General features: G+C 75.9%; 13 protein-coding genes. 8 read left to right on the plus strand and 5 right to left on the minus strand.

The window, feature by feature from the left end:
• The first annotated feature begins 75 nt into the window (after positions 1-75).
• Complete coding sequence (locus tag ACIGXE_RS13500) at positions 76-1,479, plus strand: glycosyltransferase 87 family protein (protein ID WP_399746669.1); 1,404 nt, start codon at positions 76-78, stop codon at positions 1,477-1,479.
• Here ACIGXE_RS13500 and ACIGXE_RS13505 read toward each other — a convergent pair.
• Entirely contained in the window at positions 1,460-1,990 is a 531-nt protein-coding gene (locus ACIGXE_RS13505; protein ID WP_399746671.1) for a hypothetical protein, read from the minus strand. The two genes, ACIGXE_RS13500 and ACIGXE_RS13505, sit on opposite strands and share 20 nt — an antisense overlap.
• Positions 1,991-2,018: 28 nt before the next feature.
• The gene (locus tag ACIGXE_RS13510; RefSeq protein WP_399746673.1) at positions 2,019-4,871 is read right to left on the minus strand and encodes a DNRLRE domain-containing protein; all 2,853 of its coding nucleotides are present in this window, start codon (positions 4,869-4,871) and stop codon (positions 2,019-2,021) included.
• Positions 4,872-5,223: 352 nt separating this feature from the next.
• Here ACIGXE_RS13510 and ACIGXE_RS13515 point away from each other — a divergent pair, with 352 nt between their 5' ends.
• A complete protein-coding gene (locus tag ACIGXE_RS13515; protein ID WP_399746675.1) occupies positions 5,224-6,423 on the plus strand; it encodes an NAD(P)/FAD-dependent oxidoreductase in 1,200 nt (399 codons plus the stop codon).
• 124 nt (positions 6,424-6,547) lie between these two features.
• A complete protein-coding gene (locus tag ACIGXE_RS13520; RefSeq protein WP_399746677.1) occupies positions 6,548-7,501 on the plus strand; it encodes a sigma-70 family RNA polymerase sigma factor in 954 nt (317 codons plus the stop codon).
• A gap of 21 nt (positions 7,502-7,522) precedes the next feature.
• Here ACIGXE_RS13520 and ACIGXE_RS13525 read toward each other — a convergent pair whose 3' ends face one another.
• Positions 7,523-8,200 (minus strand): uracil-DNA glycosylase, encoded by a 678-nt coding sequence (locus ACIGXE_RS13525; protein WP_399746679.1) that lies wholly within the window; start codon positions 8,198-8,200, stop codon positions 7,523-7,525.
• Between the two features lie 280 nt (positions 8,201-8,480).
• Here ACIGXE_RS13525 and ACIGXE_RS13530 point away from each other — a divergent pair, with 280 nt between their 5' ends.
• Positions 8,481-9,461, plus strand: coding sequence for an N-acetylglucosamine kinase (locus tag ACIGXE_RS13530; RefSeq protein WP_399746681.1), 981 nt, complete (start codon positions 8,481-8,483; stop codon positions 9,459-9,461).
• Between the two features lie 97 nt (positions 9,462-9,558).
• Entirely contained in the window at positions 9,559-10,476 is a 918-nt protein-coding gene (locus ACIGXE_RS13535; protein WP_399746683.1) for a sirohydrochlorin chelatase, read from the plus strand.
• A 449-nt stretch (positions 10,477-10,925) separates the two neighbouring features.
• On the opposite strand, the gene ACIGXE_RS13540 is transcribed toward ACIGXE_RS13535, so the two are convergent.
• Complete coding sequence (locus tag ACIGXE_RS13540) at positions 10,926-11,987, minus strand: lactonase family protein (protein ID WP_399746685.1); 1,062 nt, start codon at positions 11,985-11,987, stop codon at positions 10,926-10,928.
• A 108-nt stretch (positions 11,988-12,095) separates the two neighbouring features.
• Positions 12,096-13,595 carry an FUSC family protein gene (locus tag ACIGXE_RS13545; RefSeq protein ID WP_399747139.1) on the minus strand — a complete coding sequence of 500 codons (1,500 nt, stop codon included), beginning with the start codon at positions 13,593-13,595 and terminating at the stop codon, positions 12,096-12,098.
• Positions 13,596-13,904: 309 nt separating this feature from the next.
• Here ACIGXE_RS13545 and ACIGXE_RS13550 point away from each other — a divergent pair, with 309 nt between their 5' ends.
• From ACIGXE_RS13550 to ACIGXE_RS13560, 3 genes are all read left to right on the plus strand, one after another.
• Positions 13,905-14,378 carry an Lrp/AsnC family transcriptional regulator gene (locus tag ACIGXE_RS13550; protein ID WP_399746687.1) on the plus strand — a complete coding sequence of 158 codons (474 nt, stop codon included), beginning with the start codon at positions 13,905-13,907 and terminating at the stop codon, positions 14,376-14,378.
• A gap of 140 nt (positions 14,379-14,518) precedes the next feature.
• Positions 14,519-14,914, plus strand: coding sequence for a molybdopterin-binding protein (locus tag ACIGXE_RS13555; RefSeq protein ID WP_399746689.1), 396 nt, complete (start codon positions 14,519-14,521; stop codon positions 14,912-14,914).
• 256 nt (positions 14,915-15,170) lie between these two features.
• A complete protein-coding gene (locus ACIGXE_RS13560; protein ID WP_399746691.1) occupies positions 15,171-17,108 on the plus strand; it encodes an ABC transporter permease in 1,938 nt (645 codons plus the stop codon).
• Positions 17,109-17,157 lie beyond the last annotated feature (49 nt).

Raw genomic sequence — 17,157 nt, forward strand, 5'->3', positions numbered from 1 at the left:
TCCGACACCTTACGAATCCCGAACGTCCCGCCGGGTCTCCGCCCCGCCCGCCGCCCGCGCTGACAGTCTGCGCCCATGACCCGCGACCGCCGCCGCCCGCTCCCCGTCGTCGTCACCGTGCTGCTCCTCGCGGCCCTGACGGCCTCGCTCACCCTCCTGCTCGGCTCGGGCGCGGAGGGGCCCGGCTTCCTGGGCGGGTACGCGGGCGCCTGGGCGGTGTTCGCGGCGGCCGTGGTCACCCTGCGCCGGGTCCCCCGCCGGCACGTCGTCCCGCTCGTCCTCGCCGGAGCGGTCGCCGTGACGGCCACGGGACTCGTGGCGGCCCCGCGGACGAGCACGGACTCCTACCGGTACGCGTGGGACGGCCGGGTCCAGTCCGCCGGCCTGTCGCCGTACGACCGCTCGCCGGCGGACCCGGCGCTCGCCGGGCTCCGGGACGAGTGGCTCTTCCCCGGCGCCGCGGACTGCGCGCGGGCCGACCCCGACCTCGCGCCGCTCGGGGACGGCCGGTGCACCCGCATCAACCGGCCCGCCGTCCACACGATCTACCCGCCGGTGGCGGAGGGCTGGTTCCTCCTCGTCCACGCCCTGTCACCGGACGGGGTCCGCCACAAGGGACTTCAGGCGGGAGCGGCGGTCCTCTCGCTGGCCGTCACCGGACTGCTGCTCGGCGTCCTGCGCCGGCGAGGGGACCCGCGCCGGGCCGCGCTCTGGGCCTGGTGCCCGGCGGTGCCCGTGGAGGCCGTCGACAACGCCCATGTCGACGTCCTCGCCGTGCTGTTGTCGGTCGGCGCGCTCGCCCTGGTGGCCGGGCGCCGCCGTGTCACGGGCGCGGTGCTGCTCGGCCTGGCGGTCGCCGCCAAGCTGCTGCCCGCCCTGCTCCTGCCGGGTGCGCTGTCCGGTGTCCGGCGTCCGCGCGCGATCGCGGCCGTGACGCTGTCGGCCGCGGCGACCGTGGCGCTGGCGTACCTGCCGTACGTCCTCCTCTCCGACGGCTCCGTGCTCGGTTACCTGGGCGGCTACGCGCGGGAGGAGGGCTATGACGACGCGAGCGCGGGCGGCCGGTACGCGCTGCTCCGGCTCGTGCTGCCCGACGCGTGGGCGCTGCCCGCGGCGGTGCTCGGGGTGGCGGCGGTGTCGGTGGCGGCCTGGTGGCACGGCGATCCCGAACGCCCGTGGCGGGGCGCCCTGTCGACGCTCGGCGCGGCCTTCCTGCTGCTGACGCCCGGCTACTCCTGGTACGCCCTGCTGCTGGTCGCCCTCGTCGCCCTCGACGGGCGCTGGGAGTGGCTCGGCGTGGCCCTCGCGGGCGCGGTGGCGTATCTGGCCGGCCCGGTCGCCGGTACGCCGGGGGTGACGGCGGCGTACGGGGCCGCGGGGGTCGTGGTGGGCGTGTCGTGGTGGGCGCGGCCCCGGAGCGCGGAGCGCGCTCCGGGGCACGGGTCGGTCGGAGACCCGGTCAGCGGCGCTCGACCGTGAACGAGCACCAGGCCGTCCAGGCGGAGGCCGTGTTCCCGTCCTTCACACGGACGCGCCAGCGGTAGGCGCCGTCGGACAGCGTGCCCTCGGGCAGCTGGAGGGCGGCGTCGTGACTGGTGTCGCTGGTGAGCTGCCGGTGCAGGACGGCCTGGCCGGCGGCGGTGTCGACCTCGAAGGTCACCTTGCGGCGCGGGCCCGGCTCGGCGGGCTCGACGGTGCCGGGCGGGGAGACCGATTCCAGGGTGGCGGCGAGGGTCGGTGTGCCGGTGGTGACGACGGGGTCGCCGGCCGGCCCGCCGCAGAACTGGAAGCCGGCGTACGAGCCGTTCGAGATGCGCGGCGCCTCGGGGGTGGGCAGCAGCCGGTCGTCCGCGACGGCGGCCGCAGGGGCCGGGTCGGCGGAGGCGGCGGCGAGGGCCAGCGGGGTCGCGGCGGCGCCGAGGGCGCAGGCGGCGACGAGCGCGAGGGTCACCCGGCGGGTGCCCCGGGCGGACTGGTTCCGCACACGCATGGTGGTGTCTCTCCTCCTCATCGGGCGGCTACTTGACGTAGAGCGTGTGGTCGGGCTCGGGCGCCTGGACCTGCGTGCACTGGTACGCGGTCCAGCGGTGCTCGGCGACGAGGCGCTTGCCGACCTCCTGGCAGCCGGCGAGGTTGTGCAGGGTCTCGTACGCCGTCCAGCTCGCGGCCGTGTTCGGCTTGAGCCGGTTGGCGACGGTGTACGCCGCCGCGTCGCCGCCCGCGGCCTTGCCGTCCGTGCCGTCCCATCGGTAGTGGACGCCGAGCCAGACGCGGCCGACGGCGTTCTCGTTCGCGGCCGCGGAGATCGACGTGAAGGTGCGGGTGACGCCGAGGGCGTTGGGGTCCTCGGTGGTCGCGGTCCAGGTGATCTGGTCGGTGCCGAACCAGGCCTGGGTGGCCTTGGACCAGGCACCGGCGAAGGTGGCGTGGCCGGAGACGTAGGCCGGGAAGGGCGGGGAGAAGTGCCCGCCGTTGCGGTCCTGGGACAGCGGCTGCCAGGCGGGGTCGGCGGTGGTGGCCGCGTTGCCGTCGCCGTCGAGGCGGATGGCGCTCTCCGGCCGCCACAGGTCGACGTCCGTCTGGTACTTCTGGTCCCAGGCGACGACCGCCGCGTCGGCCATGGCGAAGGCGGTCAGCGCGAACAGCTTGGCGTTGCCGGAGACCGTCGTGCCGTGCTGGCGGGACAGGATCTGGGTGTGGTCGAAGAGCTGGCCCGGCGGCTTGTAGGTGCCGTCGAGGTCGTTGGCCCAGAACAGGGCCGCCTGGGTCTGGTCGGCGGTGCGGGTGGTGGACTCGGCGCCGCCGAGGCTCTTCACGTCGTTGACCTGGTCGGCGTACGCCTGGCTCGGCAGCAGCGCGCTCATCTGCGCGTACCCGGCCGGCCCGGTGGAGCGGAACTGGCTGCCGGTCGCCATGCCGAAGGGCCTGACCAGGCCCCACTGCGGGGTGGCGCCGTCACCGGTGCCGGTGGGCCGCCAGTACCCCGGCTGGGTGGAGCCGGTGTACGGGGCGACGGACGCCGAGCCGTCGTTCTGCCGGGCGGCGATCATCGCGGCGGCGGCCTTCTGGCCGACCTCGGTGCCCGCGGCGCGCTGCGCGTCGGTCACGGCGGCGGGGATGGTGGAGCGGGCGGCGGCGATCTCGTCGTCGAAGTTCAGCGTCGGGTACACCGAGCGCAGCACGTCGAAGGCCGCGTGGTCGATGGCGCTGTTCACGTCGGGGAGCGCGCCGTTGGTGGCCGCCGCCTTCACGAGGTAGGGCTCGCCGAGGCACTTGAGCGTGCCTTCCGCGCAGCGGGCCGAGTTGGCCGCGTCGTAGATCGCGCCGTGCATCATGGCGCCCGCCCGGGCGAGCGGCCCGGGCGCGCCGCCGACCTGCCGGAAGGTCTCCTGGAGGACGTCGTTCCAGTAGACGACGTGGTCCTTGACCGGGTCCGGGGGCGTCTCGTAGGTGACGAGGATCGACGGCGCCGTGGCGGTCTGCGCGGAGGCGAAGATCTTGAACGCCGTGGTGTCGTTCTCGTCGGTCGCGCGGAGGCCTACGGTGTCGACGCTGTTGGCGGTCCTGGACCACTGCCTGACCAGCGGCGTGATGTCCTCGGATATCCAGCGGGGGCCGCAGTTGGTGTGGCCGTAGGTCTGCGTCGAGGCCTTCACCTTGGTCCGCCAGGCCGGCTGGCTGCCCCAGCGGGTGGCGGCCGACGCGATGCCGGTGTCCCAGATCTCCCAGGAGCGCGGTTCGCAGTTGTCGGACCAGGTCGCGTAGAGGTTGAGCTCCGCGTTGAGGACGTCCTGCCCGGTGACGGCGGGGTTGCGGGGGAAGTTGACGAAGGAGCGGGCCTCGCCCTTCTGCCACTCCCGGCCGACGCGCAGGTCCACGCCCGCGGAGGCGTCGGCGGTGTCGCCGTTGCGGACGTAGGTGTCGAAGTCGGTGCCGAAGTAGACGGCGGGGTCGATGGTGACCGGGTAGCGGGTGGCCCGGTCGGCGAGGAACGCCCGGTCCGCCCTGACCCTCAGGTCGAAGCCCACCGGCCGCTGGGCCACGTCGAGAGCGACCCGGGCGGTGCGGGCGCCGGGCGCGTTCGCGCCGCCCGCTCCGGCGTCCCACATGTACGGCGTCGACCCGCGCCCGACGGTGGCGCCGGTGCGCCCGTCGGTCAGCGTCAGCGTGTCGTCCGCGTCCTGACGCGTCTTCAGGCCCTTGGTGCGTACCGGCAGGGTCAGGTCCGCCACCCGTGCCGCGGCCTGCCGGTCGGCGACGACGAGGTACTGCTCGAAGCCGGTGCGGGTGGCCTCGACGACCAGGTCGACCCCGGGGACGACGTCGTCGTACGTGGCCTTCGAACCGCTCAGCCGGGGCGCGGGCAGTGCGCCCTGCCAGCCGAGGGCCAGCTCCTGCGCGCCGCGCCCGAGGACGGCCAGGTCACCCCCGGTGTCCCCGGTGCGCCCGGCGAGGCGAAGCCCGCGCGGGTGGGCCTTGGGGCGGACGGAACCGTCCGCGTCCCTCACGAGCGTCAGGTCGACCCCGACCCAGCGCCCGCGCTCCTTGAAGCGAACGGGGCCGGCGAAGGACTCGAGCGACATGGTGCCGTCGGGGTTCGCCCACAGGGTGGTGCTCTCGGTGCGGGCCCCCACGACCTCGATCCGCCGCCCCTGGGCCTGGGCGGTGAGCCGGGCGTTCACCTCCTCCTGGGCGGGCGCCGGCGCCGTCGTCCGCCGCGCGGCGGGGGCGTCGCCCGCCGCCGTGGCGGTCGGGGCGAGCGACAGGGCCGCCCCCGCGGGGGCGAGGAGGGCTAACGCGAGGGGCAGGGCCAGGGTGCGGGCCCGGCCGCGCCGTGCCGGTCCGCCGGACCGGCCGGTGGTTCTGTGCACGCCGTACTCCTTCTCATCAAGAGGGAAGAGACGCACGGCATGATCACAGCCGCCTACTCAGCGTGTCCACGACCTGTCTCGAAGGCCGAAGTGATCATCCTGACAACGGAATTCGGAACTCCGCCGAGACTCCGGCGGTTCTCCTGAAAAGCATCACTCGAGGGCATTCGCCTCGCCGGCGCTCCTGCCGGACACCCCTCCGCCCGGCCGTTCCGCACCGCCTCGGCGTCGCCGGCGGTGCGCGGCGACCCCCCTGTCATCACGTGACCGAGGTCACACGCGGGTCCTGTCAGGAATCGAGGCGCTGTACCGCTCAGATCACGGAAAAGCGGCCACCCGACAGGAGCAGCACATGAAGCACCGCATCGTCGTTCTCGGGGCCGGCTACGCCGGGGCCTACGCGGCGGGGACCCTGGCCCGCCGGCTGTCCCCGGCGGACACCGAGATCAGCGTCGTCAACGCCGAGCCCGACTTCGTCCAGCGGCTGCGGCTGCACCAGCTCGCGGCCGGCCGGGAGATCGCGGCTCCCCGGCTCACCGACGTCTTCGCGGGCACGGCGGTACGGCTGCGCCTGGCCCGTGTCACCGGTGTCGATCCCGAGCGCCAGGTCGTCACGGTGGCCGACGCCGACGGCGGCGGGGAGCTCGGCTACGACACGCTGCTCTACGCGCTGGGCAGCCACGGCGCCGACCACGGCGTCCCGGGCGTGGCCGAGCACGCCTTCGACGTCTCCGGCCGACCCTCGGCGCTCCGCCTGCGCGAGCGCCTGGACGGCCTGGACCGGCGGGCCGAAGGCGGGCGGGTGCTGGTCGTCGGCGACGGGCTGACCGGCATCGAGACCGCCACCGAGATCGCCGAGACCCGGCCCGGCCTGGCGGTGACGCTGGTCGCCCGCGGCGAGCTGGGCGCCCCGCTCTCCGTCGGAGCCCGGCGGCACCTGCGCCGGGCCTGCGACCGGCTGGGCGTCACCGTCCTGGAGCACACCCGGGTCGAAGCCGTCGGAGCGACGGGGGTGACGTGCGCCGACGGCACCGCCCTGGTGTCCGACGCGACCGTGTGGACGGCAGGGTTCGCGGTCGGCCCCCTCGCTGCCGCGGGCGGGCTGGAGGTCACCGAGGACGGTCGGATCGTCGTCGATCGCTCCATGCGTTCGGTCTCGCACCCGAACGTCTACGCCGTCGGCGACAGCGCCTACGCCCTGGGCGACAACGGCCGGCCGCTGCCGATGTCCTGCGCTTCGGCCGGCTACACCGGCGTGCGGGCCACGGCCGCGATCGTGGGCCGGCTGACCGGCCGCGAGATCGCGCTCAACAAGCTGGAGTACCTGGGCAACCACATCAGCCTCGGGCGGCGGGACGGGATCCTGCAGATGGTCGACGACGAGGGCAGGGCGAAGCCGAAGTACGTGGGCGGCCGGAAGGCCGCGCGGATCAAGGCGGGCATCGTCAGGATGTCCCTGTGGGCCACCGCGCACCCGACCTTCGGCCTGCCCAGGCGCAGGCACCGCCTGGCCGCGGCGCACGCCACGGCCGCCGAGCAGGCCCTCGCCTAGCCTGTCGTCGAACTCCCGTCGTCGCCGCGGGCGGGAGTTCGACGACAGGATCCGGACCCCCGGCCCACCGGCCGTCCACGCGGGCCGTGTTCGAGGCCCGCCGCGTCACCAGGGAGAAGTCCGCATGGACAGCACCGCCGTCGACCGCTTCGACACCGACCGCTTCGAGGCCGGCCGGAACCGGCTGGCCTCGCTGGCGTACCGGCTCCTCGGCTCCGCCACCGACGCCGAAGACGCGGTGCAGGACGCGTTCCTGCACTGGCAGGCCGCGGACCGGCGGCGGATCGAGGTGCCGGAGGCGTGGCTGACCAAGGTCGTCACCCACCTGTGCCTGGACCGGCTCCGCTCGGCGCGGACCCGCCGTGAACGCAGCGTCGGCGCCTGGCTGCCCGAACCGCTCCTGGACGGCGACGCGTTGCTCGGTCCGGCCGAGACCGCCGAGCAGCGCGAGTCGGTCTCCCTGGCGGTGCTGACGCTCATGGAGCGCCTGTCCCCTCACGAGCGGGCCGTCTACGTCCTGCGTGAGGCGTTCTCGTACGGCCACGCCGAGATCGCCGAGATCCTCGACATCACCGAGTCCGCGAGCCAGCAGCACCTCCACCGGGCCCGGCGCCGCGTCACCGACCCCCGCCGCGGCGGCGACGCCGACCCGGCCGCCGCCCGCAGGATCGTCGAGGAGTTCCTCGCCGCCGCCTCCTCGGGCCGCACCGAGCGGCTCGTGGCGCTGCTCACCGACGATGCGACCGCGCTCTCCGACGGCGCCGGCGGCCTGGCGGCGAAGCTGGTGCGCTACGACACCCCGCGGCGCATCGCCGCCGTCGTACGGGCGGGCTTCACCCCCACTCCCGCGAAGCGGCGACTGGCGGGAGGCACCCCGGCCATCCACTACGCGGTCGTCAACGGCGCCCCCGCCCTGCTCTTCGTGCTCGGCGACCAGGTCATCGGTGCCGTGACCTTCGACATCGCGGGCGACAGGATCGCGACCGTGCGCGGCATCGCCGCCCCGGCCCGTCTCGCCCGCCTCGCCGACAGGTGGCGGCGGCACGAGCCGGAGCCGCCGCTCGTCACCCGGTGGTGAGTCCGGCTCGACGACCGCCGCTCACGGCAGCCGCCAGTCCACGGGCTGCGCGCCCATCCGCTGCAGGTACTCGTTGGTACGGCTGAACGGACGCGTACCGAAGAAGCCCCGGTCCGCCGACATCGGGGACGGGTGAGCGGACTCGATCGCCGGCAGATCGCCCAGCAGCGGCCGTACGTTGCGGGCGTCACGGCCCCAGAGGATCGACACCAGCGGCTTGCCGCGCGCGGCGAGCGCCCGGATCGCCTGCTCCGTCACCGCCTCCCAGCCCTTGCCCCGGTGGGCCGCGGGCTTGCGGGGCGCCGTCGTGAGCGCCCTGTTGAGCAGCAGGACGCCCTGCCGTGTCCACGGCGTCAGGTCACCGTTCGACGGCCGGGGAAGACCCAGGTCGGTCTGCAGTTCCCGGTAGATGTTCTCCAGGCTCGGCGGCAAGGCGCGCACGTCGGGCGCGACGGCGAAGCTGTGTCCGATCGCCATTCCGGGAGTGGGGTACGGGTCCTGACCCACGATGAGCACACGGACCTCGTCGAAGGGCTGCTGGAAGGCACGCAGGATGTGAGGGCCCGCGGGCAGGTACGTACGACCGGCCGCGATCTCCCCCCGGAGGAAGTCGCCCATAGCGGCGATCCGGTCGGCCACCGGCCGCAGTGCGTCCGCCCAGCCGGGCTCGACGAGTTCGTTCAACGGTTGAGCTGCCACGGCACGTCACTCTAGTGGCGCACACCGACACTCCCTCACCTCCGGCGACCACGCGGACCCCGCCGGCGGTCGCCGCGCCACGGCCCCTGCCTCCGCCGGCCGGGTCGGGATAACCTGCCGGCGTTCACTCCCCCTCTTCCTGGAGACGGTCCATGAGGTCAAGCGGGCGCTCGTCCGAGAGCGGGGCGCGTCCGGTGCCTCCGACGACCGGGCCGGCCGGCCTCCGTCCTCCCCGACCGCCGCTCCGCCGGGGCGCCCGGGCAGCGGACCGGCGGCTGCCGTGACGGGCGCCCGGGGTCAGGAGCTCGTCGTCGGGGTCGACTCCGGCGGCTCGGGGCTGCGGGTCGCGCTGGCGCGGGCCGGGGACGGGCGGCTCCTCGGGACGGTCTCCTCCCGCGAACCGGTGCGCACCGGACCGGGCGGGATCGACGCCGGGCACCTGATCGGACAGGTGGTGCCGGCGGTCGACGCCATGGCGGCACGGGCCGGCGGCGGCCGGATCCTGGCGGTCTGCGTCGGGGCGGCCGGAATGGCCACGCTCGGCGACCGGTTGCGGGCCGAGCTGCCCGGGGCGCTCGAACGGGCCTGGGGCGTACGGCGGCTCGCGCTGGCTGCGGACGCCGTCACCGCGTACGCGGGAGCCCTCGGACAGCGGCCGGGCGCGGTGGTCGCGGGCGGCACCGGCCTGATCGCGATCGGCACCGATCTGGCCGGCTGGCGCCGGGCGGACGGCTGGGGCCATCTGCTCGGCGACTGCGGCAGCGGAGCCTGGATCGGCCGGGCGGGCCTGGAGGCGGCGATGCGGGCGTACGACGGACGCCGCGGCGGCTCGGCCGCGTTGCTGGCGCGCGCGGAGGAACTCTTCGGCCCGGCGCGCGGCTTGCCGGGGGCACTCTATCCGCGCACCGACCGGCCGGCCGTGCTGGCCTCGTTCGCCCCGGAGGTGGCGGGCTGCGCCGTGGCGGGCGATCCGGTCGCGGCCGGGATCCTGGAGCGGGCGGCCGCCCATGTCGCGGAGGCCGCGGCGGCGGTCTGCCCGGCCGGCGCCCCCGTCGAAGTCGCGCTGACCGGCGGTCTGTTCAGGATCGGCGAGCCGTTGCTCGGGCCGCTGCGCGAGGAGTTGGCCGCATGCCTTCCGAAGGCGCGCGAGGTGGCCGCGGCGGGAGATCCGACGGCCGGGGCGGTGACGATCGCCGGCGCGCTGGCGGAAGACGCCCTCCGCTTGCCGGCCGATCCGCTGCTGCTGCGAGTCATAAGATAGGCGGAGTTAACGGCCAGTTCGGACATACGCGGACAGAAGTCGCTCGACCGCACCTCAACGAACGCGGCATCGGGCAAAACCAGTAGCATGCGGCGCCATGAGCTCCCCCACTGGGCCCAACCCCGGCCTGCCTGTACGAATGCCACGACCCCGTCAGTCCGGGCGGCACCGTCGCCCCGAACCCGTGGCGGCGCCCGAGGGCGCTCCCGCGCTGGTTCTCGCCGTTCCCGGCGTCCCGTCGGCCGCCATACGCTCGCTGGCCGATGAGGTCGTGAGCATCGCCCGCTCGGAGCTGCCCGGCCTGGAGGCCGTGATCGGCTACCTGGACGGCGACGACGCCGAGTTCCCGACGCTGGCCGCGGTGCTCACGCGGGCTGCGGCCCTGCGCACCGAGCGGTACGAGATCGCCGTGGCCGCCGGCCGCGAGGTCGCCGCGCCCGAGGGCCCGGCGGCGGTCGTGGTCCCGCTGCTCGCGGGCCCCGACAGCGCCCTGACCCGGCGGATCCGCCAGGCGGTCATGGACGCCGGCAACAACGCCGAGCTGACCGACGTGCTCGGCCCGCACCCGCTGCTCGCCGAGGCGCTGCACGTACGGCTCTCCGAGGCCGGTCTGGCCCGCGCCGACCGCGCCCGGCTGTTCACGGTCGCCACCGCGGCCGACGGCATCATCCTGGCCACGGTCGGCGGCGAGGAGGCCGTGCAGGCCGCCGGGATCACCGGCATGCTGCTCGCGGCTCGCCTCGCGGTGCCGGTGATGGCCGCGGCGCTCGACCAGGAGGGCTCGATCGCCGCGATCGCCGACCAGCTGCGCGGCGCGGGCTCGGAGCAGCTCGCCCTGGCCCCGTACCTGATCGGCCCGGAGCTGGCCGAGGGGCTGCTCGACGCGGCGGCGAAGGAGGCGGGCTGCGCGGCTGCCGAGGCGCTGGGCGCGTACCCGGCCATCGGCCGGCTGGTGCTCTCGCAGTACATGGCGTCGCTGGGCATCACGCCGCAGCAGAGCTCGCCGGTGCACTGAACAGCCGAAGCGCCGAAGCGACACGGAAAGGGCCCGCGCCGGAGGAATCCGGCACGGGCCCTTTCGCGGTGGGCACGGGCCCTTTCGCGGGGGGGGTGACGGCGTCGGGTGCGGACGTCGGGCCACGCCGTCGGGTGACTCCGTCCGCCCCTGTCGATCACGCCACAGGGCGACGCCGCCGAGAGAGTCCGCCGAGCCCGGTCGGTCACGCCGCCAGTGGCGCGCCGCCCGGGGCCGCCGCCGGGGCGCGCCGCCGGCCCTGCGCCGCGAGGCCACGCCGCGGGGCCACGCCGCGCCATCAGCCCCACCCCGCCAAGCCACGTCGCCAGCGCGCGCCGCCGGCCGCGCCGTCAGCCCCACGCCGCCAAGCCGCACCCCCAGCCCCACCCCGCCAAGCCGCGCCATCAGGCCACGCCGCCCAGCCCCGCGCCCTCAAGCCGCGCCTCAGGTCATCCGAAGACCACGCAGGACGCGGCGGGAGCCGGGAGCGCGCCCGTCCGCTCGGGGACGCCGGTGTCGGGGTCGACCGTGAACCAGGTGACGTCGCCGGAGCGCTCGTTCGCCGCGTAGAGGTGCCGGGCCGAGGGGGCGAGGGTGAGATCGCGCGGCCAGTGGCCGCCGCAGGGCACCGTGGCGACGAGCCGGGCGGTGTCGCCGTCCGCGTCGAGGGCGAGGACGGCGAGGGTGTCGGCGCCGCGTACGGCGGCCCAGAGGAAGCGCCCGTCCGGGGAGGCGACGACCTCGGAGGGGTAGGCGGGCCCGGTGGTCCCCGCCGGGACGACGGGGGTCTCGCCGAGCGGGGTGAGGGCGCCCTTCTCCGCGTCCCAGCGGCACACCGTGAGGGTGGGCTCCAGCTCGTTGAGGACGTAGGCGTGGGTGCCGGCCGGGTGGAAGGCGAGATGGCGCGGGCCCGTGCCGGGGCGCAGCGCGGTCACGCCGTGCGGGCGCAGGGCGCCGGTGGCGGGGTCGAGGGCGCTGATCGTCACGGAGTCGGTGCCGAGGTCCACGGCGAGGACCCAGCGACCGCCGGGGTCGGGCAGCACCTGGTGGGCGTGCGGGCCGGCCTGCCGGTCGGTGACCGGGCCGGAGCCCTCGTGGCGCACCTGGTCGGCGAGGGGGCGGAGGGCGCCGTCGCCGGTGCGGGGCAGGACGGAGACGCTGCCGGAGGTGTAGTTCGCGGTGAGGAGGTGCCCGCCCACGACCGCGAGGTGCGTGGGGCCGGACGCCCCGACGGACACGGGGGCACCGAGCGGGCGGGGCGTGGGGCCGGCCACGTCGAAGGCCGCCGCGGCGCCTTCCTCGGTCTCCGACACGGCGTACAGGACGTCCCCGTCGGGCGCGAGGAACGACGGGTCGGCGACGGCGTCGCTGTGCCCGGTGACGCGCAGCGCGCCGCTGTCGGGGTCCCACTCGGCGGCGAGCACACCGCGCCCGCCCGCCGAGGTGAAGGAGCCGATGAATGCCCGGGTACGGCGCGGTGCGCCGCCGGGTCCCGTCCGCGTGTCGCCCACGGTGCCTCCCCTGTCCTCCGGCCGGTCAGGGCAGACCGGCCGCCGTCCGGGCCGACGTTAGCAGGCGGTCTAGACCAGGTGGGCCCGTACGGCGGAGAGTTCGGCGGGTCAGGCCGCCGGGACCAGCGGGGCGCGCGGCGAGGTCCGCAGCGGGGTGGCCAGATCGACCAGGGCGCGTTCGAGGCCGTGGAGGTGGGCCAGGGCGGCCTCGGCGCCCGGGTGGTGGGGCGGGAGGTCGCGCGCGGCGAGCTCCGAGCGGGCCGGGGCGGTGGGCGGGACCAGGGCGTGGACGGCGGCCTCGACGCGCCAGGCCGCCGCAGCGAGGCGGGCGTCGTGGGAGGCGTCGGGGTCGGCGGCGACCGCCGCGAGGCCCCGGCTCTCGCGGGCGCAGTCGTCGAGCAGGGCGAGCACCTGGCGGGCCCGGGCCTTGCGGGCGCGCAGCGGGCTCAGCGGGTGGACGAGCGGCGCGAGGGTGAGCCGGGCGCGGGCCAGGAGCAGGTCGAGCTCGGCGGCGTGCGGCGCCGGGTCGGCGTGCGGGTCGCCGGCGAGGCGGCGGGCCGCGGCGGTGGTGCAGGCGTGGACGCAGGTCACGGCCCGCTGGATCCAGGCGTTGGTGGCCGCGTGGGTGGTCACCGGCAGGAGCGCGACGCCGACGGCCGCGCCGAGGGCGCCGACGGCGGTCTCCTCGAAGCGGAGCAGCAGCAGCCCCGGGTGCAGGACGCCGAGCAGCCCGTACAGGAGGCCCGCCATGACGGTGACGAAGAACATCATCCAGCTGTACGAGAGCGGGGCGGTGTAGAAGATCCCGAAGACGCACACGGCGACCAGGGCGGCGGTGGGCCCGGCGGCGCCTTCCAGCGGCAGGGCGACGAGCAGTCCGGCGGCGATGCCGGTCACGGTGCCGACGACCCGGCGGAAGCCGCGCACGAGGGTCTCGCCGCGCGAGGCGGTGTTGACGAAGATCCACCAGGCGGTGCCGACCGCCCAGTACCAGCGGTCCTGGGACAGGATCTGGCCCACGGCGAGGGCGACGGCACAGGCGGCGGTGGCCTGGAAGGCCTGCCGGGTGGTGGGCCGGTCGAGTCCGGTGCCGGGCAGCGGCGCGGGCGCGGCGGGCGGCGGGACGCGCCGTTCGATGCACCAGGCCACGAAGCGCACGGCGCCGGCCGCGCCGAGCGCGAGGAGCACGGCGCCGAACAGCTCCGGCAGCTGCGCGGGCCGCGCGTGCAGGAACTGGGTCACGAAGAACTGCATGAAGGCGAAGATGCCGAGCGCGTGCCCGCGCGGGCCCCAGCGGCGCGCGTACACCCCGGCGAAGACGACGAGCAGCCACAGGGTGTCGCGCAGCAACGGCGTCCCGTGCAGGGCGGTCGCGAGCGCGAGGACGGGGAAGCCCGCGAGCGGCAGCAGCGCGGTGGTGACGGCCTGCCGGCGCACGGTGGGATCGGCCACGGTGAACAGGGCCAGGAGCGCGGCGAGACCCGCGGTGATCGAGGCGGTCAGGGACAGCCCCGCCAGCTCGGCCGCGGCGACGGCCAGGGCGACGCCGAGCACGGCGCGCGTGGCGACGCGCAGCCGGACCTTGCCCGGGTCGGGCGCCAGGCACATCCTGCGCAGGATCCTGCCGCCGGCCGTCAGGCCCTTCTTCACGGCGGTCGTTCCGCCCCCGCTGCCGTACACACACCCTCTTCGTCGTCGTGGCCCGACCGGCCGGATCCGTATGGCTTCGGACATGGCGATGGCGCCGCGGGTCCGGGGCCGGCCACCTCGCCGGTCCGGCGCGTGCGCGGCGCCATCTGTCCAACTCTTCCAAGAGGAAACCATCGTTCCGCCCACTGGCTCAACCGGGCGGCGAGAGGCTGTGCCATTGGTACAGTCGAAGAATCAGAGGTACGACCAGAAGGGGGCCAACGGACCATGGCGGTGGACGAGCTCGACACCCGCATCCTGCGGCTCCTCATCGAGCAGCCGCGCACCAGCGTGCGCGAGTACGCGCGGATCCTCGGGGTGGCCCGGGGCACCGTCCAGGCCCGGATCGACCGCCTCGAACGAGACGGGGTGATCACCGCCACCGGGCCGGTGCTCTCCCCCGCGGCGCTCGGCCACCCGGTGCTGGCGTTCGTGCACATCGAGGTCACGCAGGGGCACCTGGATGAGGTCGGCGACGCGCTCGCGAGCGTCCCGGAGATCGTCGAGGCGTTCTCCATCACGGGCGGCGGCGACCTGCTGACCCGGGTGGTGGCCCGCGACGCCGGCCACCTGGAGGACGTGATCCAGCGGCTGATCCAGCTGCCGGGGGTGGTCCGCACCCGTACGGAGATCGCGCTGCGCGAGCGGGTGCCGCACCGGCTGCTGCCGCTCGTCGAGGCCGTGGGACGCGGGACCCGCTGAACGGGCCGCCTCCCCTCGGCATGCCGGCGCCCGGTGGACGCCGACCCGTTCGGAGCTTCCTCCAGGGGGCGCGTCAGGTGCCAGGACGATGCCCCACAGTTGATTGCAGATGAGACGGCGCCCGGCCTAATCTGACGCACATGCAGTCCTACACCATCGGACAGGCCGCGCGTCTGCTGGGCGTGAGCCCGGACACCGCCCGCCGCTGGGCCGACGCGGGCCGGGTCGCCACCCACCGCGACGAGAGCGGTCGCCGGCTCATCGACGGCCGCGACCTGGCCGCGTTCTCCGTCGAGATCGCCCAGGGCGGTACGGGGGACGAGGAGGAGACGTACACCTCGGCCCGCAACGCCTTCCCCGGCATCGTGACCGCCGTCAAGCTCGGCGACATCGCCGCCCAGGTCGAGATCCAGGCGGGCCCGCACCGGCTCGTCTCGCTGCTCACCCGTGAGGCGGTGGAGGAGCTGGGTCTGGAGGTCGGCATGCAGGCCACGGCCCGCGTGAAGTCGACCAGCGTCCACATCGACCGCACCTGAGCGACGCCGCCGTCCGTCACCGGCCGCCCCGCAGCCGTTCGTCCCAGGAGCCCCGCCCCGCGCGGCCGCGTTCGTGGCACGGCTCGGCTCGCCCGGGGCTCAGGCCACATCTGAGCGCAAGGCCGCACGCGAGCAGGAGGCCGCACCCGAACCGCGGGGGCTGTCCGATCCGGGGGGACGGACAGCCTCCGCCCAGGGAGACCACCGCCCCGTCCGGGAAGCACAGCCGCCGCCCGGGGAACCCCAGGAACGAGCGATGAACCGACCCCGCACCCCGATCGCCCTCGCCGTCCCCGCGCTGCTCGCGATCGCGTTCCTGCTGCTGCCGCTGATCGGCATCCTGGCGCGCACCGAGTGGAGCGAACTCGGGACGCACCTGACGGGGCCGGGGACGGTGCGGGCGCTCAGACTCTCGCTCGTCGTCTCCTTCTGGGCCCTCGGCCTCTCGCTGCTGCTCGGCGTGCCGCTGGCCTGGCTGCTCGCCCGGGTGCCGTTCCCGGGCAAGGCCTTCGTCCGCTCGCTCGTGCTGCTGCCGATGGTGCTGCCGCCCACGGTGGGCGGTGTCGCGCTGCTCCTCGCGTTCGGGCGGCGAGGTCTGCTCGGCCCGTGGCTGGAGGACGCCTTCGGTCTGACCCTCCCCTTCCACACCTCCGGCGCGGTCGTCGCGGCGACCTTCGTCGCGATGCCGTTCCTGGTGATCAGCCTGGAGGGCGCGCTCGCCGGGCTGCGCCCGCGGTACGAGGAGACCGCGGCTTCGCTCGGCGCCTCGCCCGTACGCGTCTTCCGCACGGTCACGCTGCCGATGGTCGCCCCGGGGCTGCTCGCGGGCGCGGCGCTCACCTGGGCGCGGGCGCTCGGCGAGTTCGGCGCCACGATCACCTTCGCCGGGAACCTGCCGGGCACCACCCAGACCCTGCCGCTCCAGGTGTACCTGCTGCTGCAGGACGAGCCCGCGGCCGCGACCTCCGTCTCGCTGCTGCTCCTCGCCATCGCCATGGCCGTGCTCGTCGCGCTGCGCGGCCGCTGGACGGGCTCGCCCAGGGACGCCCGGCCGGCCCCCGCGGCGGCACCGGACGGCGCGCCCGCGCCCGTGCCCGCCGGTGACAGGGTGCTGCCCGCGGAGGACGGGACCGTGCCCCCGGGCGACGAGGCCGGGGAGCGGTGGGCGCTGCACGCCGAGGTGAGCGGCTTCGACCGGCTCACCCTGGACGCCGAACCCGGCACCACGATCGCCGTCGTCGGCCCCAACGGCGCCGGCAAGACGACCCTGCTGCGGGCCCTGCTCGGGCTCACCCCGCGCGCCCACGCGGACCTCACGCTCGGGGAGAGCGACGTCACCGGCCTGCCGCCGCACCGCCGGCACGTCGCCTGGGTGCCGCAGGACGGCGCACTGTTCCCGCACATGACGGCCCTCGCCAACACCGCGTACGGCCTGCGGGCCCGCGGGGTGCCGCGCGCCGAGGCCCGGCGCGCGGCGCAGTCCTGGCTGGACCGGCTCGGGGTCGGGCACCTCGCCCGGCGCAGGCCCGCCCAGCTCTCCGGCGGACAGGCACAGCGGGTCGCGCTGGCCCGCGCGCTCGCCGCCCGGCCCCGGCTGCTGCTGCTCGACGAGCCGCTGGCCGCCCTCGACCAGACCACCCGCGCCCAGGTGCGGCACACCCTGCGCGGCCACCTCGCCGCGTTCGGCGGGGTCTGTCTGATCGTCACCCACGACCCGGTCGAGGCGGTGTCGCTCGCCGACCGGGTGCTCGTCCTGGAGGACGGGCGCGCCGTGCAGGACGCCGCGCCCGCCGAGGTCTCGCGGCATCCGCGCTCGCCGTGGGTCGCGCGGATGCTGGGCAGCAACGCGTGGCCGGGGACCGCCACGGCCGACGGCATCACGCTCGCCACGGGCGGCCGGCTGGTGGCCGCCGACCCCCTGCCGGTCGGCGCCGAGGTCCTCGCGGTCATCGCGCCCGAGGCGGTCGCCGTGCACCGGGAGCGGCCGGGCGGCAGCCCCCGTAACGTCTGGCCCGGCACCGTACGGGAGATCACGGCCGCGGGCAGCAGGCTGCGGGTGCTGATCACCTCGGAGCGGGTACCGCCGCTGGTCGCCGAGATCACGCCGCAGGCGGCCGCCGAACTCGGCCTCGCGGACGGCACCCCGGTGTGGACGGGCGTGAAGGCGACCGAGGTGACCGTCGTGTCCCTGTGACGTCCGGCAGCCACTCCCGGTGGTCCTCCGGGGCCGCGGCGCCGCGCAT

Source organism: Streptomyces sp. NPDC053431 (assembly GCF_044544925.1).
GTDB lineage: Bacteria > Actinomycetota > Actinomycetes > Streptomycetales > Streptomycetaceae > Streptomyces.